Source organism: Vulcaniibacterium thermophilum, assembly GCF_007923255.1.
Classification (GTDB): Bacteria; Pseudomonadota; Gammaproteobacteria; order Xanthomonadales; family Xanthomonadaceae; genus Lysobacter_F; species Lysobacter_F thermophilum.
The window spans coordinates 1-18,858 of sequence record NZ_VOHJ01000045.1 but is presented as its reverse complement, the minus strand read 5'-3'; the positions used below and the strand labels follow the sequence as shown (position 1 = coordinate 18,858).

Genomic DNA, 18,858 nt, shown 5'->3' with positions numbered 1-18,858 from the left:
TCTCGACCCTTCGCGGTCAGGCGCGCATTCTTGTGCATGGTTGTTCCCCTCGCGGATGGGAGCTGGGTGTTTGGCGACATCAGCTTCGCCCTCCGGTCAGAGGGGAACAACCTCTTGAAACATCACATCTAGGGCGGATCCGGGATCGGGGGATTCGGGATTCGTGACGGCGGGTTCGCTACGCTGCCGTCGCCGCGTCGGGCTCGACTCCGTCATTCGCCCGCCAGTACGCCCGCCTCCCGCCTCCCGCCTCCCGCCTTCCGCCTCCCGATTCCCGACTCCCGATTCCCGCCTCCCGCCTCCCGACTCCCGACTCCCGACTCCCGACTCCCGACTCCCGACTCCCGACTCCCGATTCCCGATTCCCGATTCCCGATTCCCGATTCCCGATTCCCGATTCCCGACCCCCCGATTCCCGCCACCCATGACCGACACCATCTTCCACAAGATCATCCGTCGCGAGATTCCGGCCGACGTCGTGTTCGAGAACGACGAGATCATCGCGTTCCGCGACATCGCGCCGCAGGCGCCGGTGCACGTGCTGTTCGTGCCGAAGACGACGCTGCCCACGCTCGACGCCGCCGGGCCGGAGCATGCCGAGCTGCTGGGCAGGCTGCTGCTCGCCGCCGCCGCGTACGCGCGCAGCGAGGGGCTCGCGCAGGACGGCTACCGGGTGGTGATCAACTGCAACCGCGACGGCGGCCAGACCGTGTTCCAGTTGCACCTGCATCTGCTCGCCGGCGCGCCGCTGGGGCATTTCGGCGTGGCGGGGGAGTAGCGTTCCGTTGCACGCGCGGGACGGCGCTTTGCATCCGTGCCCGCTCGTATGGGCGCGGGCAGCCCCATCCTTCCTGCTCCCGTGTTTCCGAGAGCCAAGATGAGCCCTTCCCGCATCGCCCGTGTGGTGCGCACCATCCAGGGCATGCCGACGTCCGACGGCGCCGGCGTGCGGCTGACCCGCCTGATCGGTGCGCCGCAGTTGCCCGAGCTCGACCCGTTCCTGATGCTCGACGAGTTCGGCACCGACCGGCCGGAGGAGTACCTGGCCGGCTTTCCCGACCATCCGCACCGCGGCTTCGAAACCGTCACCTACATGCTGGACGGCCGCATGCGTCACCGCGACAACCACGGCAACGAGGGCGTGCTGGTGCCCGGCAGCGTGCAGTGGATGACCGCCGGCCGCGGGCTGGTCCATTCGGAGATGCCGGAGCAGCAGGAAGGCCGCATGCGCGGCTTCCAGTTGTGGGTGAACCTGCCGGCGCGCGACAAGATGACCGCGCCGCGCTACCAGGAATTCGCGCCCGAGCGCATCCCGCGCGTCGAGCCGGCGCCGGGGGTGGCGGTCAGACTGATCGCCGGCCGCATCGGCGATCACGTCGGACCGGTGTACGCGGACGGCGGTGCGGCGACCGCGCCTGTGTATCTCGACGTGCGGCTCGCGCCGCAGGCGAAGTGGACCTACGCGCTGCCGGATGGCCACAACGCGTTCGCATACGTCTACGAAGGCGGGGCGAAGGTCGGCGGCTCCGCGCTGCGCAAGGGCCGGCTCGGCGTGCTGGGCGACGGCGCGCGGCTGGAGCTGGCCGCGCAGGACGAGGAGGCGCGGCTGATCGTGGTGGCCGGGCGACCGCTGGGCGAGCCGGTGGCGCGTTACGGCCCGTTCGTGATGAACACGCGCGAGGAGCTGATGCAGGCCTTCGAGGATTACCGCGCCGGCCGCTTCTGAGCAGGCGCGCCCCGGCGGGCCGGTGGCCGGCCGCGCCGGGGCAGGGCTCAGTTCTGGCTGAGGTGGGCGGCCCCGAGCTGCATCGACTGCGCCAGCCCGAGCGACTCGCGCAGCGCATCGCCGGTCGGCGCCTGCACCCAGATGTGCGCCTTGCGCCCGTCCGGCAGTTCGACCAGCGTCTCGCGCGCCTGCACGTTCGGGCGGCCGGCGAGCTCGCTGCGGTACCAGCGGATCGGACGGCCGTCGAGCACGCCCTCCTCGGCGCGGTCGCCGCCCTTGGGTTCGAACGGCGTGTCGCGCGCGATGTACAGGCCGAAAGCCTCGGAGCCGTCGGCGCGCAGGGCGCGGCACAGGTCGGCGTCGTTGCCGATCGCCTTGTGTTGCCAGGTGAGGCCGCTTTCGGGCGGCAGACGCGGACAGTTGCCGGTGTCCTGGGCAAGGGCCGGAGCCGCGGCCGTCGTGAGAAGCAGAAGCCAGGCTAGACGTTGCATGCGGATCATCCCCCTGAAGTCACGCCGGGAGCGTGCGGACGCTCCCGGCTCCGACCATAGACCAAGCCGAGGGGTCTTGACAAATCCTTGATCCGATGTCCTCGGTTCAGGCATCTGAGCGGCCCGGCGCCGGCACGGCGTGAAGGCGGCGACGGCGCGGGCGCGGAGGCGCCGCCGGGGGTTACGCCGGCCCCTCGGCGTCGTCGCCGCGGCGCGAGGCGAGGCGATCGGCGAGGCGGGTCGGTTCCGGCAGCCGGTAGCCGCGCAGGGTGCGCCGCACCCAGTCGATGGCCGTCTCGTGCGAGACGCGATGCCCCGGCGAGACGATCAGCGGCCGGCAGCCGCGCTTGCTGCGCAGCGCGGTGCCGACGCGCTGCTCGCCATCGAGCAGCGGCGCGGCGGCGCCCGCGTCCTCCGCGAGCGGTGCGTGGGTGCCGACCAGGATGCTCTTGGCGACGCCGATGGTCGGCAGGTCGGCGGCCAGCCCGAAGTGACACGCCGCTCCGAGCCGCCGGGGATGCGCCAGGCCCTGGCCGTCGACGAACGCGAGATCCGGCCGCCGCCCCAGCCGCGCCAGTGCCTCCAGCAGCGCCGGCAGCTCGCGGAAGCTGAGCAGTCCCGGGATGTACGGCATGCGCGTGGGCATCTCCACGACGTGCCGCTCGACCGGCGCCAGCGTGCGCGCCTCCAGCAGCACGACGGCCGCGCGCGTGGTCCGGCCGCGCTCGACGAAGCCGACGTCGAAGCCGGCCAGCCAGCGCGGCGGGTCGCGCCATTCGTCCGCCACGCGCACGCGGGCGGCGAGTTCCGCCTGCAGCCGGCGCGCGGCGCGCACGTCGCGGTCCCACGGCGGCAGCGGATCGAGCGTCATCAGTAGCGCGCGTCCTCCAGCCGCGCGGCGCCGTCGGCGGCGAGCGTGATCCGCAGCAGCCGGCCGTAGTCGCTCTCGTCGATCGGCGTCACCGGGCATCCGCACAGCGCCGCCGCCAGCGAGGGGACGGTGTTGCTGTGGCCGACGATCACCACGGTCGTGCCCGCATGCGCCGCGCGCAGCCGCGCGGCGAACGCGGCGGCGTCCTCGCGGGCGTCGTAGGCGAGCACCGGGCGGGCGAACGCATCGGCGAGCGCCTGCGCGGTCTGCCGGGTGCGGCGGTAGCCGGTGGCGTAGATGGCATCGGGCGGGGTGGCGCGCAGCAGCGCGGCCAGACGCGCGGCGCGCTGCTCGCCGGCGGCGGTCAGCGGGGGATCGTCGCCTGCGGCCTTCTCGGCATGGCGCACCAGCACGAAGCGCGTGGCCGGTTGCGCGCGCGGCGGACTGCCGGCGCAGGCGGCCACGGCGACTGCGAGCAGGAGGACGAACGGTCGGGAGAGGCGCATGCGAGGTCCGGCAGGATGCGGGAGCGCGAGCGTGACGCGCGTGAAGCGGGTGCGCCAGTGGGCCCAGGTTGCTCCTGCCGTTTTCGAGGCAAATGGATCCCGGCTTCCGCCGCGATGACGGCGATGGGGTACGTCGCCCCGGCGCAGGCCGGGGTCCAGGGTGCTCTTGCCGTTTTGGAGGCAAGTGGATCCCGGCTTCCGCCAGGCTTCCGCCGCGATGACGGCGATAGGGGTGCGTCGCCCCCGGCTGCTGCTCCGCATGTTCTGCGGACAGGCGCTGGCCTCGCCGGGATGACGACGATGCGCGGGTCGGGCGCTCAGTGCACCGCGGCGGTTTCGGCGGGGGCTTCGCTGGCGGCGGTGGCCATTTCCACCCGGTTGCGGCCGCCGGCCTTGGCGAGATAGAGCTGGCGGTCGGCTTCCGACAGCATGGCGTGCAGCGTGCGGTCGAGGTGGGACTGCACGCCGATGCTCACCGTCAGCCGCAGCACATGGTCGGGCAGCGGGATCTGCAGCGCCTCGATCGCCTCGCGCAGGCGCTGGAAATAGGCGTGCGACTGGGCGGAGTCCAGGTCCGGCGCCAGCACGCAGAACTCCTCTCCGCCGAACCGCGCCACCACGTCCTCCGGGCGCGCGTGGTCCTGCAGCGCCTTGGCCACGTGCTTGAGCGCGATGTCGCCGGCGTCGTGGCCGTAGGTGTCGTTGATGTGCTTGAAGTGGTCGATGTCCAGCAGCGCGGCGGCGAGCGGACGGCCGGCGCGCGCCTGCTGGAACAGCGCTTCGCCGACGGTGAACAGGTGGCGGCGGTTGACCAGGCCGGTCAGGAAATCGCGCGTGGCCAGGTCCTGCAGGGTGCCGATCAGTTCCAGATTGTCGATGTTCTGCGAGACGCGGCAGAGGAACTCCTCGCGCGAGTACGGCTTGTGCAGGAAGTCGTTGGCGCCGTGCTTGAGGAACTGCGCGACCAGCGGCGCATGGCTGCTGCCGGACAGTCCGATCACCGCCAGCCGGTCGCGGCTGTGGGTGGTGCGGATGCGCCGCGTGAGGTCGACGCCGGTCATGCCGGGCATGTGGAAGTCGGTGATGACCAGCCGGATGCTGCGGTCTTCGGCGAGCACGTCGAGCGCGTCCTCGCCGCAGGCGGCCTCGCGCACGTTCAGGCCGAACTGGCGCAGCAGCGCGGCGGTGTGTTCGCGGCTGCTGGCCGAGTCGTCCACCACCAGCGCGGCGATGCGCCGGTTGCGGTCCAGGCGCTGGATCAGCCAGATCAGGTAGTCGATGCTGTCCGGCGCCGTTTTCGGCACGTAGTCGATGATCGGCATGCGCACCAGGCGCTGGCGCGTTTCGTCGTCGAGCATCGAGGTGACGACCACCGTCGGCACGCCGCTGCGCGCCAGCGGCGGCACGATCTCGTCGCCGCTGGCGTCGGGCAGGACCAGGCCGGTCAGCACCAGGAAGTGGCGCGCCGGGTCCAGGCGCTGGCGCGCTTCGGCCAGCGAGCCGGCGACGTCGACGGCCAGGCCCAGCCGCTCGCGCACGGCGGTCGCCAGCATTTCGGCGAACACGCGCGAGTTCTCCACGAGCAGCACGCATTCGGGGTGGCCGCTCTCGGCCTCTCCGGCGCGGGGCTGCAGCAGGGCATCCAGTCGTGTCATCGGCAGGGGTGGGGCTTGACGTCGCCCTCCATCGGTCGTACCGGTCAGCGGCCGGCGGTGGAGAAACTTGAGCGCGCGGGGGCGGGCGCGGACGTCGTCCCCGGCGCGCCGGGTCGCGGCTGAAGCCGCCCTGCAGGTGGGGAGTCAGGTGGGGGCGTGCAGCGCGGCGAGCAGGCCGCGCGCGGCCTGCAGGCGGTCGGCCGGCTCCGGCAGCTCCAGTTTCAGCTTCAGCTTGTCCGGGCCATCCATCTGGTAGCGCTGCGGCTGCTTCTGGATCAGCTGGATGACGGTCAGCGGGTCGATCTTCGGCTTTTCGACGAATTGCACGCGGCCGCCGTTCGGGCCCAGGTCGAGCTTGCGGATGCCCATCCCGGTGGCGTGCAGCTTCAGCTCGGCGATCGCGAACAGGTGCCTGGTCGCATCCGGCAGCAGGCCGAAGCGGTCGATCATCTCCACCTGCAGCTCGCGCAGGTCCTCCGGCGTGCGCGCCGCGCTGATGCGCTTGTACAGCGTCAGGCGGGTGTGCACGTCGGGCAGGTAGTCGTCCGGGATCAGCGCCGGGATGTTGAGCTCGACGTCGGCGCCGCGCACCTCGTCCAGGTCGACGTCCGGCAGCTTGCCCTGCTTGATCGAGCGCACCGCGCGTTCCAGCAGCTCGGTGTACAGGCTGAAGCCGACCTCGGCGATCTGGCCGCTCTGTTCCTCGCCGAGCAGCTCGCCGGCGCCGCGGATCTCCAGGTCGTGGGTGGCGAGCATGAAGCCCGCGCCCAGTTCATCCATCGCTGCGATCGCCTCCAGCCGCTTCTGCGCATCGGCGGTGATCGAGCGCTTGTCGGGGATCAGCAGGTAGGCGTAGGCGCGATGGTGCGAACGGCCGACGCGGCCGCGCAGCTGGTGCAGCTGAGCCAGGCCGAACTTGTCGGCGCGGTTGATGACGATGGTATTCGCGTTCGGGATGTCGATGCCCGACTCGATGATGGTCGTGCACAGCAGCACGTTGAAGCGCTGCTTGTGGAAGTCGAGCATCACCCGTTCCAGCTCGCGTTCGGGCATCTGGCCGTGCGCCACGCCGATGCGCGCATCCGGCATCAGCTCGGACAGCTGGCGCTGCATGCGGCCGATGCTCTCGACGTCGTTGTGCAGGAAATACACCTGACCGCCGCGCGCCAGCTCGCGCTGGAACGCCTCGCGCAGCTGGGCGTCGTCCCACGGCACCACGAACGTCTGCACGGCGAGGCGATGCGCCGGCGGAGTGGCGATGATCGACAGGTCGCGCAGGCCGGCCATCGCCATGTTGAGCGTGCGCGGAATCGGCGTTGCGGTCAGCGTGAGCAGGTGCACGTTGGCGCGCAGCGCCTTCAGCGCTTCCTTCTGGCGCACGCCGAAGCGCTGTTCCTCGTCGACGATGACGAGGCCCAGATCCTTGAACTTGACGTCCGGCTGCAACAGCCGGTGGGTGCCGACCACCACGTCGATCTCGCCGCGCGCGAGCTTGGCGAGCTCGGCCTCGATCTCCTTCTTGCTCTTGAAGCGCGACAGCACTTCCACGCGGATCGGCCAGTCGGCGAAGCGGTCGCGGAAGTTGCGGTAGTGCTGTTCGGCCAGCAGCGTGGTCGGCACCAGCACCGCGACCTGCTTGCCGCCCGTGGCGGCGACGAACGCCGCGCGCACCGCGACCTCGGTCTTGCCGAAGCCGACGTCGCCGCACACCACACGGTCCATCGGCTGGCTGGAGGCGAGGTCGCGCAGCACCGCCTCGATCGCCGCGTGCTGGTCGGGCGTTTCCTCGAACGGGAACGCGGCGGCGAACGGCTCGTACAACGCGCGATCGACGTCGATCGCCATGCCGGCGCGCGCCTGCCGCTTGGCCTGGATCTCCAGCAGCTCGGCGGCGACGTCGCGTACCTTCTCGGCCGCCTTCTTCTTCGCCTTCTGCCACTGCTCGCCGCCGAGCGAGTGCAGCGGCGCGTTCTCCGGCGATGCGCCGGAGTAGCGGCTGATCAGGTGCAACTGCGCCACCGGCACGTACAGCCGGTCGCCCTTGGCGTATTCGATCTCGAGGTAATCGCCGGGCGTGCCGCCGGCGTCGAGCGTCACCAGCCCGCGGTAACGGCCGACGCCGTGATCCTCGTGCACGATCGGATCGCCCTCGGCCAGTTCGCCGAGGTCCCGGATGATCGCTTCCGGCTCGCGCGCCGCGCGCGTGCGGCGTCGCGGCTGGCTGGCGCGCTCGGGGAAGAGCTGGCGCTCGGTGAGCACCGTGAGCGCGGGTTCGCTGATCGCGAAGCCGTCGTCGAACGGCGCGACCGCGAGCGCGAATTTCGGCGGCGCGCCGGTCGTGGGGGCGAGGAAGTCGCGCCAACCGGCGATGGTGTCCGGCCGCAGACCGCCGGCCTGCAGCAGCTCCAGCAGCGCTTCGCGGCGGCCGGGCGAATCGGCGGCGATCAGCACGCGGCCGGGGTAGTGCCGCAGGAAGCGCGCCAACGCGTCGGCCGGCGGCGCGTCCTTCGCCGCGATCGGCAGCGACGGCGCGGGCTGGTCGCCGAGCGCCTGCGCGCGCTCGCGCTGCGCGTGCCGCTCGCCGCAGACCTCGATGCGCTGCAGTTGGTTCAGCCGCTCGCGCAGCGCGTCCGGGGGCAGGTACAGCTCCTCCGGCGGCAGCACCGGGCGTTCGACGTCGTGCCGGCGCTGCTCGTAGCGCTGGCCGGTGTTGGCCCAGAACTGGTCCGAGGCCTCGGCGGCGCCGTCGCCGAGCACCGCCAGCACGTCGCCGTCGAGATAGTCGAACAGCGTGCTCGTGCCGCCCTTGCGCCCCTCGCCGAAGAACAGCGGCAGGTAGTACTCGATGCCGGCCGGTGCGTGGCCGGCCTTGAGGTCCTGGTACAGCGCGCTGCGGCGGGTGTCGACGTCGAAGCGCTCGCGCAATGCGTCCAGCGCGCGCTTGACGGACTCCTCGTCCATCGGCAGCTCGCGGCCGGGCAGCAGGTGGATCGCCTCGATGCGGTCCAGCGAGCGCTGCGATTCCGGATCGAACGTGCGGATGGTGTCGATCTCGTCGTCGAGCAGCTCGATGCGGTACGGCTGCTCGGCGCCCATCGGGTACACGTCGAGCAGGCCGCCGCGCACGGCGAAGTCGCCCGGATCGAACACCTGCGGCACGTTGCGGTAGCCGGCGGCCTCCAGGCGCAGCTTCTCGGCCTCGAGATCGAGCCGCTGGCCCACCTTAACGTCGAAGCTGCCGCCGACCACGTGCCGGCGCGGCGCGAGCCGCTGCATCAGCGTCTGCACCGGCACCACCACGATGCCGCGCTCGAGCGCGGGCAGCCGGTTCAGCGTGGCGAGCCGCTGGCTGACGATGTCCGGATGCGGGCTGAAGCGGTCGTACGGCAGCGTCTCCCAGTCGGGGAACGGCAGTACCGGCAGTTCGCGGTCGTGCCCGAGCAGCGTGTGCAGGTCGGATTCGAGCTGGTGCGCGGCGTGGTTGTCGCGGGCGACGACCAGCACCGGACCGGCATGCGCCGACGCCAAGGCGGCGATGTGGAACGCGAGCGCCGAAGTGGACGCGGGCGCGCGCCACCAGGCGCGCTGCTGGCCCGCCTGGGGCAGCGGCGGAACGGGGAGGGTGGGGGAACTCATGAGGCGCGCGATTCTAGCGGAGCGCACGCGGCGCGACGCGTGAGCGGGCGGGGCGGGGGCTTTCGGGGCGCCGGCCCGCCGCCCGTGGTTCGACAGGCTCACTCCGGACGGCGCTCCGCCTTGCGGTCCTGCAGCTGCAGCGTCACCCGGACCAGGCCCGGCGTGTCGGGCAGATGCTGGCGTTCGAAGCCGAGCTCGCGCGCCAACGCGAGCATCGCGTGGTTGTGCTCGAACACGTCGCCGTACAGCGTGTCGAGCTTCCTGCCGCGCGCCCATTTCACCAGGCGCGTCATCAACCGGCGGCCCAGGCCCATGCCGGCGATGAAATGGCTGACCAGGATCGCGAACTCGGCGTTGCGGCCGGTCTCGTCGATCGCCGCGCGCGCCACCGCGCCGACCAGCGCCTCGCCCGGCGGCAGCGGTTCGGCGGCCACCAGCGCGAACTCGGTGCGCGGGTCGAGCCGGGTCAGCCGCTGCGCGGTGTCGGGGCTGAGCTCCTTCACCGCATGCAGGAAGCGCTGGCGCACCTCGTCCGGTTGCAGCAGCGGGAAACCGGCGCGCAGCGGTTCGGCATCCTGCGGACGGATCGGCCGGATCAGGACCTCGCGCCCGTTCGACAGACGCACGAGTTCATGCCAGGGCGGAAGTCGCTCGCGGGCGGCCATGGCCGGATATTGGCACACTGGTGCGACCACACCGCTCACAGGGGACGCGATGGACGAGCGCACGCTGCGCGAGTGGACGGCGCCCTGGCCCGGGGTCGCCGCCGAAGTGAAATGGGAGGACGACCTGGCGTTCGGCGTCGCCGGCAGGATGTTCTGCGTGCTCTGCCTGCGCGGGGCGGACGCGGGGCGCATCAGCTTCAAGGTCGACGACGACCGCTTCCTCGCCATGACCGACCGCCCCGGCTTCGCGCCCGCGCCGTATCTCGCCCGCGCGAAGTGGGTGACGCTCGCCCGACCGCAGGACGTGCCGGCGGCCGAGCTGCGCACGCTCGTGCGCCGCAGTTACGAGCTGGTGCGCGCGCGCCTGACGAAGAAACAGCAGCGTGAACTCGCCGACTGAGCGCCCGCGCTTCGCCGAGGCGGTGCGGTTCTGGCTGCTGCTCGGCTGCATCAGCTTCGGCGGGCCGGCCGGGCAGATCGCGATCATGCACGCGGAGCTGGTGGAGAAGCGGCGCTGGGTGGACGAGGCGACGTTCCTGCGCGCGCTCGACCTGTGCATGCTGCTGCCGGGGCCGGAGGCGATGCAGCTCGCCACCTGGCTCGGCTGGCGGCTGCATGGCCTGCGCGGCGGGCTGATCGCCGGCGCGCTGTTCGTGCTGCCGGCCGCCGTGCTGCTCGCGCTGTTGGCCTGGGCGTACATGCGCTTCGGCCATCTGCCGGTGACGGCGGCGGTGGCGTTCGGGCTGCAGGCGGCGGTGCTCGGGCTGATCGTGCACGCGCTGCAGCGGATCGGCACGCGCGTGTTGCGCACGCCGCTGGCGATCGCGCTGGCGGTGGGCGCGCTGGCGGCGCTGGCGCTGCTGCGCTGGCCGTTTCCGTGGGTGCTCGCGGGCGCGGCGCTGGCCGGGCTTGCGGCGTGGCGCTTCCGCCCGCATTGGCTGCCGGCCGGCGGCCTGCACGGGGGCGGCGAGGGCGGCCAGGCGGGAACGCGTCCTTCGCTCGCGCGCGCGGCGCTTCGGGCGGCGGTGCTGACCGCGGTCTGGTGGGCGCCGCTGCTGGCGCTGGCCGCGTGGCTGGGCTTCGACAGCACGGCGTGGGCGATGGGCCGCTTCTTCGGCCAGGCCGCGCTGGTGACGCTGGGCGGCGCGTACGCGGTGCTGCCCTATGTGGCCGAGCGCGCGGTGCATGCGCAGGGCTGGCTGGATGCGGGGCAGATGATGACCGGGCTCGGACTGGCCGAGACCACGCCGGGGCCGCTGATCCTGGTGCTGGAGTTCGTCGGTTTCGTCGGCGCGTGGCAGCACCCGGACCTCCCCTCGCCGCTGGCGTCGGCCTGGCTCGGCGCCGGGGTGGCGGTGTGGGCGACCTTCCTGCCGAGTTTCCTGTTCGTGCTGACGCTGGCGCCGTGGGTCGAACGCATCGCGCGGGTCGGCGCGGCGGCGGCGATGCTCGGCGCCATCACGGCCGCGGTGGTGGGCGTGATCGCGCAACTGGCGTTGTGGTTCGGCGCGAGGCTGCTCGGCGGGCAGGACGCCGTCGGCGCGGCGCTCGTGCTGGGCATCGCGGCGGCGACGTGGTGGGCCGTCGGCATCCGCCGCTGGCCGGTGTATGCGGTGGTGCCGGCCGCCGCGCTGCTGGCCGCGGCGCTGCAGGCCGCGCGGTAGCGTCAGGTCGGGCGCGCGGCGGCGGCGCGCAGCCGGCCCAGCAGCTTGACCGCAGCGACCACCGCCAGCCCGGTGGCGATGCCGACCGCGGCGTCGTACAGCAGCGACACCAGCCAGCCCAGATCGCCGTGCGTGTAGGGCTCGATCAGATGATGCAACGCGCCGATGCCGTGGACGACGATGCCGCCGCCGACCAGGAACATCGCCGCGGTGCCGGCGATCGACAGCAGCCGCATCAGTTTCGGCGCCAGCGCGAGGATGCCGCGGCCGACCGCCGCCCGCGCGGCGCCCGCGCCGGGCGCCGCCAGACGCAGGCCGAGGTCGTCGAGCTTCACAATCGCGCCGACCAGCCCGTACACGCCGACCGTCATCAGCATCGCGATCGCCACCAGCACCGCGAGCTGGGTCAGGAACGGCGCCTGCGCCACGGTGCCGAGCGTGATCACGATGATCTCGGCCGAGAGGATGAAATCGGTGCGGATCGCGCCCTTGATCTTCTCGCGCTCGAACGCGCACATGTCCACCCGCGTATCGCTCACCGCCTGCACCAGTTCGGCGTGATGCCGCTGCTCCTCCTCGCGATGGAGCCACTTGTGCAGCAGCTTCTCGACCCCCTCGTAGCAGAGGAACGCGCCGCCCAGCATCAACAGCGGCGTGATCAGCGGAATTGCGATGCCGCGCCCGCGCAGCCAGGCTTCCAGCGCCGCGATCGCCAGCGCTGCCGGCACCAGGATCGCCTTGTTGACCAGCGAGCCCTTGGCCACCGCCCACACCACCGGCAGTTCGCGGTCGGCGTCGATGCCGGTGACCTGCTGCGCGTTGAGCGCGAGATCGTCGCCCAGCACGCCCGCGGTCTTCTTGGTGGCGACCTTGGTCATCACCGAGACGTCGTCGAGCAGCGTGGCGATGTCGTCGAGCAGCGCGAAGAAACCGGAGGCCATGGCGGGCGCGTGATCGGGAAAAGGGGCCGGATTCTCGCACAGCCCCGCGTCAGGCCGGCGCGCGCAGCCACTCCAGCCGGGTGGAGGCGTCGGCGCCCTCGGCCAGCGCCGGGCGCAGCGCCTGCAGCGCCGGGGCCAGCGCGCGGTCGAACTGCCACGGCGGATTGAGGATCAGCAGGCCGCTGCCGTTCATCCGCAGCGGCAGGTCGTCGCGCCGCACCAGCAGTTCGGCCAGCAGCGCCGACCGCGCCGGCAGCGCCGCCGCGCGCCGGAAGAACGGCTGCAGCGCGCGCCGCTGCTTGATCGGGTACCACAGCGCGAACACCGCGGTCGGCCAGCGCGCGAGGCCCTCGCGCAGCGCGGCGAGCGCGGCGTCGAACTCGCCGAGCTGGGCCTCGTAGGGCGGATCGATCAGCACCAGCCCGCGCGCGAAGCGCACCTCGCCCACGCGCGGCGGCAGCAGCGCCTTCACCGCCGCGTAGCCGTCGCGCGGGTGCACGGCCACGCGGGCATCGCCGGCGAACAGCGCCTTCAGCGCGGCGGCTTCCTCGTCCTGCAGCTCGCAGGCGGCGATGCGGTCGTCGGCGCGCAGCGCGTGCGCCAGCAGCCAGGGCGAGCCGGGGTAGGCGTCCTCGCCGTGCGCGGCGCGGCAGGCGCGCACCGCGTCGAGGTAGCGCGCGATCGCCGGCACCGCCGGCGGCTGCGCCCACAGCCGGCCGATTCCGCCCGCGGCTTCGCCGGTGCGGCGCGCGGCATCCGCCGACAGCGCGTACAGCCCGCGGCCGGCGTGGGTGTCCAGCGCGAACAGCGGCGAGGGCTTGGCGGTCAAGGCATCGCACAGCGCCAGCAGCGCGACGTGCTTGAGCACATCGGCGTGGTTGCCGGCGTGGAAGGCGTGGCGGTAGTTCAACGGGGGAGGGAACGGGGAACGGGGAACGGGGAACCGGGAATGCTACGGGATAGGCGACGCCGCGTCCTTGCGTCCCCTCTTGCCAGCGACGATGCTGCTCCCCGTTCCCCGTTCCCCGTTCCCCGTTCCCCGTTCCCCGTTCCCCCACTCCATGCGCCTCCTCCTGGTCGAAGACGAATCCGCAATCGCCGCCACGGTGCAGTTCGCGCTGCAGGCGGACGGCTTCGAGGTGGTGCACTGCCTGAGCGGCGGCGAAGCGCTGCGCGCGGCGGCGACCGGCCCCTTCGCGCTGGCGATCCTCGATGTCGGACTGCCGGACATCACCGGTTTCGCGCTCTGCCGGGAACTTCGGCGCGAGCGCGATCTGCCGGTGATCTTCCTGACCGCGCACGACGCCGAGGCCGAGCGGGTGCTGGGTTTCGAGCTGGGCGCCGACGACTACGTCACCAAGCCGTTCTCGCCGCGCGAGCTGGTGGCGCGCGTGCGTGCGCTGCTGCGGCGCATGGCGGCCGGCGCGGCGCCGGCGGCGCCGCAGGCGATGCGCGTCGTCGGCGCGTTCGAGCACGACACCGAGGGGCACCGCATCCGTTTCCGCGGTCGCGCGCTGGAGCTGACGCGCTACGAGTACGGCGTGCTGGCCGCGCTGTTGGCGCGCCCGGGGGCGGTGCTCACGCGCGCGCAGCTCATGGACCGGGTCTGGAGCGACGCGTACGACAGCAGCGATCGCACCGTGGACACCCACATCAAGACCCTGCGCGCGAAGCTGCGCGAGATCGCGCCCGACACCGACCCGATCCGCACCCACCGCGGCCTCGGCTATTCGCTGGAGCCGTAAGACGGCTAACGGGAACGGGGAACGGGGAACGGGGAACGGGGAACGGGGAGCGGGGAGCGGAGATCGGCCGCGACGTCTCTCGCGTCCTGGTCGCGGCTAAAGCCGCTCCCGCAACCGCATCGCCTGCCATCCCCATCGCGATTCCCGGTTCCCGATCCCCCGATCCCCCGATCCCCCGATTCCCAGTTCCCAGTTCCCAGTTCCCAGTTCCCAGTTCCCAGTTCCCAGTTCCCAGTTCCCGACTCCCGATTCCCGATTCCCGATTCCCGATTCCCGATTCCCGATTCCCGATTCCCGATTCCCGATTCCCGATTCCCGATTCCCGATTCCCGATTCCCGATTCCCGATTCCCCATTCCCGCCCCCATGCGCATCGCCCTCCGCATCTTCCTCGGCTACTTCCTGATCGTCGCGCTGGCGGCGTTGCTGCTGGCGCGGGTATTCGTGGCGGAGGTGAAGCCGGGCGTGCGGCAGGCGATGGAGGACACGCTGGTCGACACCGCCAACCTGTTGGCCGAGCTGGCGACCGACGACTTCCTCGCCGGACGGATCGCCGACGGCGCGTTCGCCCGGCGCGTGCGCGCGCTGCAGGGGCGCGATTTCGGCGCGCGCATCTGGGGCTTTCCGAAACGGCGCGCGACCTACCGCGTCTACGTCACCGACGCGCGCGGCATCGTCGTGTTCGACAGCAGCGGGCGCGACCTCGGCCGCGACTACTCGCGCTGGAACGACGTCCATCTCACCCTGCGCGGCCGCTACGGCGCGCGCTCCTCGCCGGAGAGCCCGTACGACCCGGATTCGACCGTCATGCACGTGGCCGCGCCGATCCGCGATGCGCAGGGCCGCATCGTCGGTTCGCTCACGGTGGCCAAGCCCAACCGCAGCATCGCCCCGTTCATCGCCCGCAGCCAGCGCGTGGTGATGGGCTGGGGCGGCGTGCTGATGGGCGCGGCGCTGCTGATCGGGCTGCTGGCGGCGTGGTGGCTGTCGCGCCAGCTCGGCGCGCTGCGGCGTTACGCGCAGGCGGTGACGGCCGGCGAGCGCGCGCCGCTGCCGGGCAGCAGTGGCGAGTTCGCCGAGCTGGGCCGTGCGCTGGAGACCATGCGCGAGCGCCTGGAAGGCAAGCAGTACGTCGAGCGCTACGTGCACACGCTCGCGCACGAGATGAAGAGCCCGCTGGCGGCCATCCGCGCCAGCGCGGAGCTGCTGGAGTCGCCGATGTCCGAGGCCGACCGCCTCCGCTTCGCGGGCCACGTCCGCACGCAGAGCGAGCGCATGGCGCAGACCATCGACAAGCTGCTGGCGCTGGCGCAGGTGGAGCACCGCCAGCGGCTGGAGCGGCCCGAGCCGGTCGACGTGCGGGCGGCGCTGGAGGCGGCGATCGAGCAGCTCCGCCCGCGGCTGCAGGAGAGGCGGCTGGAGGTCGTCGCGCGCGTAGCCGACGATCTGCCGCCGTTGCCGGGCGATGCGGTGCTGCTGCGCCAGGCGCTCGCCAACCTGCTGGACAACGCGGCCGACTTCGCCCCGGCCGGCAGCCGCGTCGACGTCGAAGCCGACCTCGACGGCGAATGCCTGCGCCTGCGCATCGCCGACCGCGGCCCGGGCGTGCCGGACTATGCCCTGCCGCGCGTGTTCGAGCGCTTCTTCTCGCTGCCCAGGCCGGAGGGCGGCAGCCGCAGCAGCGGCCTCGGCCTGCCGTTCGTCGCCGAGGTGGCGGCGCTGCACGGCGGCAGTGCCGGGCTGCGCAACCGCGAGGGCGGCGGCGCGGTGGCCGAGCTGCGCCTGCCGCTGCGCTGAGCGCCGGCCTCACCTCCGCTTCACCCTGGCCCCATCGTCGCTTCGCGCGCGCGGCGCACGCTGCGGCGCGATGGCAACCGGGAGACGACGATGAAACTGGCGGCAGGCTTGCGGTTCTGGCTCAAGGGCGCGGTGGTGATGCTGATGACGCTGCTGATCCTGATCCCACTGGCGATGATCGGCGGCGTGGTGTCCGAGCGGCAGCAGCACCGGCAGCGCGCGGTCGCCGACATCGCGCGCAGCTATGCCGGCGCGCAGGCGTTCGCGGGCCCCGTGCTGGTGGTGCCCTACGTGGACCGCGTCGCCGTGCGCGAGCGCGGCGAGGACGGCGTGCTGCGCGAGGTGCGGCGCGAGGTGGCGGGGGAGTGGACGTTCTTTCCGCAGACGCTCGAGGTCGGCGGCACGATGCGGCCGAGCGTGCGCCGTCTCGGCCTGCACGAGGTGCGCGTGTACGAATGGCACGGCGAGGCGCGCGCCCGCTTCGACCTCACCCTGCCGGAAGACGAGGACCCCGCCAGTCCGCGCAGCATCGGCCAGCCGCGGCTCGGCTACGCCATCGCAGACGTGCGCGGGCTGATGGCGCTGCCCGTGCTCAGCGTCGACGGGCGGCGCGTCGGGGTGTCCGAAGGCTTCGGCGCACGCGGCGCGGGCGGCGTGCACGCGCGTCTGCCGGCGCCGGCCGCCGGCGCGCGCTGGCGGCTGGACACGCGCCTGAACTTCGTGCTCGGCGGTACCGAAACGCTCGCGCTGGTGCCGCTCGGGCGCAGCAACGCGTTCGACGTCCGCTCGTCCTGGCCGCATCCGCGCTTCGGCGGCAGCTTCCTGCCGCGCACGCGCGACGTAGGCGCGGACGGCTTCCGCGCGCGCTGGCAGATCGCCGCGGTGGCGAGCGGCGCGCAGGCGCAGTTCCGCGAGGGCGCCACGCTGCCGCCGGCCGAGTGCCTCGACCGCGGCGCCGCGGGCCGCGACGCGCTGCCGGCCGCACGCTGCGCGCTCGATCCGGTGACGGTGTCGCTGGTCGATCCGGTCAACGCCTACAGCCAGGCCGACCGCGCCATCAAGTACGGCGTGCTGTTCGTGTTCCTCACCTTCGTCGGCTTCTTCCTGTTCGAGCTGATCCGGCAACTGCCGGTGCACCCGATCCAGTACGCGCTGGTGGGCCTTGCGCTGGCGATCTTCTTCCTGCTGCTGGTGAGCCTCAGCGAACATCTGCCGTTCGGCGCGGCCTACCTGATCGCGTGCGCGGCCTGCATCGGCCTGATCGGCTTCTACCTGAGCGCGGTGCTGCGCAGCGCGGCGCGCGGCGCGGGCTTCGCGGCGATGCTGGCGGCGCTGTACGCCGCGCTGTACGGCCTGCTGCTGTCGGAGGACTACGCGCTGCTGCTCGGCTCGCTGCTGCTGTTCGCGGTGCTGGCCGCGCTGATGGTCCTCACCCGCAGGGTCGACTGGTACCGGCTGGGCGCCTCGACGCCGCCGCCCTTGCCCTGAGGCCGGCGCGCGGCCCTCTGTCCGCACGACGGGCAGGCGGCCGCGCGGCGCGACGTGCGCCCGACGACGCCTCCGTACAATCGCGCCCATGACCGACATCCGCATCGAACGCGTGCGCGGCCGCGCGATCGCCGACCGGCTCGAGGATCTGGCGCGGCTGCGCATCGCGGTGTTCCGCGAGTGGCCGTACCTCTACGACGGCGACCCGGGCTACGAGGCCGACTACCTGCGCACCTACGTCGATGCCGCCGGCAGCATCGCGGTGCTCGCGCTGGACGGCGACCGCGTGATCGGCGCTTCCACCGGGCTGCCGCTGGAGGAGGAGACCGAGGCGTTCAAGGCGCCGGTGGTCGCGGCCGGGCTGGATCCGGCGCGCGTGTTCTACTGCGGCGAATCGGTCCTGCTGCCCGAGTACCGCGGGCGCGGACTCGGACACCGGTTCTTCGACGAGCGCGAGGCGCACGCGCGCGCGCTCGGCGGCTTCGAGTGGACCGCGTTCTGCGCGGTCGACCGCGCCGGGCACGATCCGCGCCGCCCGCCCGCACACCGGGACAACGACGCCTTCTGGCGCAAGCGCGGGTACGCGCCGCGACCGGAGATGCGCGTGGAGCTGCCGTGGAAGGAGATCGGGCAGGGCGAGATCGCGCACACCCTGACGTTCTGGTTGCGCCCGCTGGAGGCCGCGTGAGCGCGCTCACCGTCGCCGCCGCCCGCTACGCGATCGGCGCGCCGCGCAGCTTCGCCGAATTCGCCGACAGGCAGCGCGCCTGGCTGCAGGAGGCGCGCGCGCTCGGGGCGCAGGTGGCGGTGCTGCCGGAGTACCTGTCGCTGGAACTGGCGGCGACGTTCGAACCGGCGATCGCCGGCGACCTGCACGCCTCGCTGGCGGCCACGCAGCGCTACCACGCCGACTGGTGCGCGCTGTTCGCCGGCCTTGCGTGCGAGACCGGCATGCACGTGGCCGCCGGCACCTTCCTGCTGGACGTCGGCGGCCGCTACCGCAACCGCGCCTACGTGTTCGCGCCGGACGGCGGCCGCCTGTGGCAGGACAAGCTGGCGCTGACCGGGTTCGAGAAGGGCGCGCGCACGATCGAACCGGGCGATGCCCTGAAGGCGTTCGCGATCGGCCCGGTGCGCGCGGGCGTTGCGGTCTGCTACGACATCGAATTCCCGCTGCCGGTGCGCGCGCAGTGCGAAGCCGGCGCGCGTCTGCTGCTGGTGCCCAGTTGCACCGACACCGAGGCCGGCGCCACCCGCGTGCGCGTCGGCTGTCTGGCGCGCGCGCTGGAGAACCGCTGCTTCGTCGTCCAGTCGGTGACGGCGGGCGAGGCGCCGTGGAGTCCCGCGCTCGACGTCAACACCGGCGAGGCGGCGATCTATGCGCCGATGGACGTGGGCCTGCCGGCCGACGGCGTGGTCGCGCGCACGACGGGCGCGGAGCGTTGGGCGGTGGCGCGGTTGGACTTCGCCGCGCTGGAGGCGAGCCGCGAGCGCGCGCAGGTGGCGAACGACCGCGACTGGCCGGCGCAGGCGCGCCCGGGGCTAGTTGTGATGTTTCAAGAGGTTGTTCCCCTCTGACCGGAGGGCGAAGCTGATGTCGCCAAACACCCAGCTCCCATCCGCGAGGGGAACAACCATGCACAAGAATGCGCGCCTGACCGCGAAGGGTCGAGA

At 72.7% G+C, this 18,858-nt stretch carries 17 protein-coding genes; 9 read left to right on the top strand and 8 right to left on the bottom strand.

The genetic code is table 11. The annotated features are described in order from the left end of the window. The first annotated feature begins 424 nt into the window (after nucleotides 1–424). A complete protein-coding gene (locus FQY64_RS13395) occupies nucleotides 425–778 on the top strand; it encodes a histidine triad nucleotide-binding protein (RefSeq protein WP_146475037.1) in 354 nt (117 codons plus the stop codon). Nucleotides 779–877: 99 nt separating this feature from the next. Then, the gene (locus tag FQY64_RS13390) at nucleotides 878–1,726 is read left to right on the top strand and encodes a pirin family protein (RefSeq protein ID WP_146475035.1); all 849 of its coding nucleotides are present in this window, start codon (nucleotides 878–880) and stop codon (nucleotides 1,724–1,726) included. 47 nt (nucleotides 1,727–1,773) lie between these two features. Here the strand turns inward: FQY64_RS13390 and FQY64_RS13385 are convergent, their stop codons facing one another. The 6 genes from FQY64_RS13385 to FQY64_RS13360 all read right to left on the bottom strand — a co-directional run bounded on the left by FQY64_RS13385 (nucleotide 1,774) and on the right by FQY64_RS13360 (nucleotide 9,550). Continuing rightward, nucleotides 1,774–2,217, bottom strand: a complete 444-nt coding sequence (locus FQY64_RS13385; RefSeq protein ID WP_146475033.1) for a hypothetical protein — start codon at nucleotides 2,215–2,217, stop codon at nucleotides 1,774–1,776. 181 nt (nucleotides 2,218–2,398) lie between these two features. Continuing rightward, complete coding sequence (gene nfi, locus FQY64_RS13380) at nucleotides 2,399–3,187, bottom strand: deoxyribonuclease V (RefSeq protein WP_146475031.1); 789 nt, start codon at nucleotides 3,185–3,187, stop codon at nucleotides 2,399–2,401. Further along, the gene (locus FQY64_RS13375) at nucleotides 3,088–3,594 is read right to left on the bottom strand and encodes a histidine phosphatase family protein (protein ID WP_186761018.1); all 507 of its coding nucleotides are present in this window, start codon (nucleotides 3,592–3,594) and stop codon (nucleotides 3,088–3,090) included. Before FQY64_RS13375 ends, nfi begins: the two co-directional genes overlap by 100 nt. A 317-nt stretch (nucleotides 3,595–3,911) precedes the next feature. Continuing rightward, a complete protein-coding gene (locus tag FQY64_RS13370) occupies nucleotides 3,912–5,249 on the bottom strand; it encodes a diguanylate cyclase (protein WP_146475027.1) in 1,338 nt (445 codons plus the stop codon). A 144-nt stretch (nucleotides 5,250–5,393) separates the two neighbouring features. Then, nucleotides 5,394–8,885, bottom strand: coding sequence for a transcription-repair coupling factor (mfd, locus tag FQY64_RS13365; RefSeq protein ID WP_146475025.1), 3,492 nt, complete (start codon nucleotides 8,883–8,885; stop codon nucleotides 5,394–5,396). Between the two features lie 98 nt (nucleotides 8,886–8,983). Continuing rightward, entirely contained in the window at nucleotides 8,984–9,550 is a 567-nt protein-coding gene (locus tag FQY64_RS13360) for a GNAT family N-acetyltransferase (protein WP_146475023.1), read from the bottom strand. A 49-nt stretch (nucleotides 9,551–9,599) separates the two neighbouring features. Between FQY64_RS13360 and FQY64_RS13355 the strand changes: the two genes are divergently transcribed. Further along, complete coding sequence (locus tag FQY64_RS13355; protein ID WP_146475021.1) at nucleotides 9,600–9,950, top strand: MmcQ/YjbR family DNA-binding protein; 351 nt, start codon at nucleotides 9,600–9,602, stop codon at nucleotides 9,948–9,950. Further along, the gene (gene chrA, locus FQY64_RS13350) at nucleotides 9,934–11,214 is read left to right on the top strand and encodes a chromate efflux transporter (RefSeq protein ID WP_146475019.1); all 1,281 of its coding nucleotides are present in this window, start codon (nucleotides 9,934–9,936) and stop codon (nucleotides 11,212–11,214) included. Before FQY64_RS13355 ends, chrA begins: the two co-directional genes overlap by 17 nt. A gap of 2 nt (nucleotides 11,215–11,216) precedes the next feature. On the opposite strand, the gene FQY64_RS13345 is transcribed toward chrA, so the two are convergent. Then, entirely contained in the window at nucleotides 11,217–12,155 is a 939-nt protein-coding gene (locus FQY64_RS13345; RefSeq protein WP_146475017.1) for a DUF808 domain-containing protein, read from the bottom strand. Between the two features lie 49 nt (nucleotides 12,156–12,204). After that, nucleotides 12,205–13,065 (bottom strand): 23S rRNA (adenine(2030)-N(6))-methyltransferase RlmJ, encoded by an 861-nt coding sequence (locus FQY64_RS13340; protein WP_146475015.1) that lies wholly within the window; start codon nucleotides 13,063–13,065, stop codon nucleotides 12,205–12,207. A 151-nt stretch (nucleotides 13,066–13,216) separates the two neighbouring features. Between FQY64_RS13340 and creB the strand changes: the two genes are divergently transcribed. The 5 genes from creB to FQY64_RS13315 all read left to right on the top strand — a co-directional run bounded on the left by creB (nucleotide 13,217) and on the right by FQY64_RS13315 (nucleotide 18,762). Beyond that, nucleotides 13,217–13,900 carry a two-component system response regulator CreB gene (creB, locus tag FQY64_RS13335; protein ID WP_146475013.1) on the top strand — a complete coding sequence of 228 codons (684 nt, stop codon included), beginning with the start codon at nucleotides 13,217–13,219 and terminating at the stop codon, nucleotides 13,898–13,900. A 365-nt stretch (nucleotides 13,901–14,265) separates the two neighbouring features. After that, nucleotides 14,266–15,696, top strand: coding sequence for a two-component system sensor histidine kinase CreC (creC, locus tag FQY64_RS13330; protein ID WP_146475011.1), 1,431 nt, complete (start codon nucleotides 14,266–14,268; stop codon nucleotides 15,694–15,696). Nucleotides 15,697–15,786: 90 nt separating this feature from the next. Continuing rightward, the gene (gene creD, locus FQY64_RS13325) at nucleotides 15,787–17,184 is read left to right on the top strand and encodes a cell envelope integrity protein CreD (RefSeq protein ID WP_146475009.1); all 1,398 of its coding nucleotides are present in this window, start codon (nucleotides 15,787–15,789) and stop codon (nucleotides 17,182–17,184) included. An 88-nt stretch (nucleotides 17,185–17,272) separates the two neighbouring features. Then, nucleotides 17,273–17,872 (top strand): GNAT family N-acetyltransferase, encoded by a 600-nt coding sequence (locus FQY64_RS13320; RefSeq protein ID WP_146475007.1) that lies wholly within the window; start codon nucleotides 17,273–17,275, stop codon nucleotides 17,870–17,872. After that, nucleotides 17,869–18,762, top strand: a complete 894-nt coding sequence (locus tag FQY64_RS13315) for a carbon-nitrogen hydrolase family protein (RefSeq protein ID WP_146475005.1) — start codon at nucleotides 17,869–17,871, stop codon at nucleotides 18,760–18,762. The genes FQY64_RS13320 and FQY64_RS13315 overlap by 4 nt, the downstream gene beginning before the upstream one ends. Nucleotides 18,763–18,858: the final 96 nt, after the last annotated feature.

Excerpts from the sequence above, each read along its gene's own strand:
- mfd (WP_146475025.1), bottom strand. The coding sequence starts at position 8,885 with ATGAGTTCCCCCACCCTCCCCGTTCCGCCGCTGCCCCAGGCGGGCCAG.
- FQY64_RS13370 (WP_146475027.1), bottom strand. The coding sequence starts at position 5,249 with ATGACACGACTGGATGCCCTGCTGCAGCCCCGCGCCGGAGAGGCCGAG.
- FQY64_RS13395 (WP_146475037.1), top strand. The coding sequence starts at position 425 with ATGACCGACACCATCTTCCACAAGATCATCCGTCGCGAGATTCCGGCC.
- FQY64_RS13345 (WP_146475017.1), bottom strand. The coding sequence starts at position 12,155 with ATGGCCTCCGGTTTCTTCGCGCTGCTCGACGACATCGCCACGCTGCTC.
- FQY64_RS13375 (WP_186761018.1), bottom strand. The coding sequence starts at position 3,594 with ATGCGCCTCTCCCGACCGTTCGTCCTCCTGCTCGCAGTCGCCGTGGCC.
- FQY64_RS13360 (WP_146475023.1), bottom strand. The coding sequence starts at position 9,550 with ATGGCCGCCCGCGAGCGACTTCCGCCCTGGCATGAACTCGTGCGTCTG.
- creB (WP_146475013.1), top strand. The coding sequence starts at position 13,217 with ATGCGCCTCCTCCTGGTCGAAGACGAATCCGCAATCGCCGCCACGGTG.
- FQY64_RS13390 (WP_146475035.1), top strand. The coding sequence starts at position 878 with ATGAGCCCTTCCCGCATCGCCCGTGTGGTGCGCACCATCCAGGGCATG.
- creD (WP_146475009.1), top strand. The coding sequence starts at position 15,787 with ATGAAACTGGCGGCAGGCTTGCGGTTCTGGCTCAAGGGCGCGGTGGTG.
- creC (WP_146475011.1), top strand. The coding sequence starts at position 14,266 with ATGCGCATCGCCCTCCGCATCTTCCTCGGCTACTTCCTGATCGTCGCG.
- FQY64_RS13320 (WP_146475007.1), top strand. The coding sequence starts at position 17,273 with ATGACCGACATCCGCATCGAACGCGTGCGCGGCCGCGCGATCGCCGAC.
- FQY64_RS13355 (WP_146475021.1), top strand. The coding sequence starts at position 9,600 with ATGGACGAGCGCACGCTGCGCGAGTGGACGGCGCCCTGGCCCGGGGTC.
- FQY64_RS13385 (WP_146475033.1), bottom strand. The coding sequence starts at position 2,217 with ATGCAACGTCTAGCCTGGCTTCTGCTTCTCACGACGGCCGCGGCTCCG.
- nfi (WP_146475031.1), bottom strand. The coding sequence starts at position 3,187 with ATGCCCGGTGACGCCGATCGACGAGAGCGACTACGGCCGGCTGCTGCG.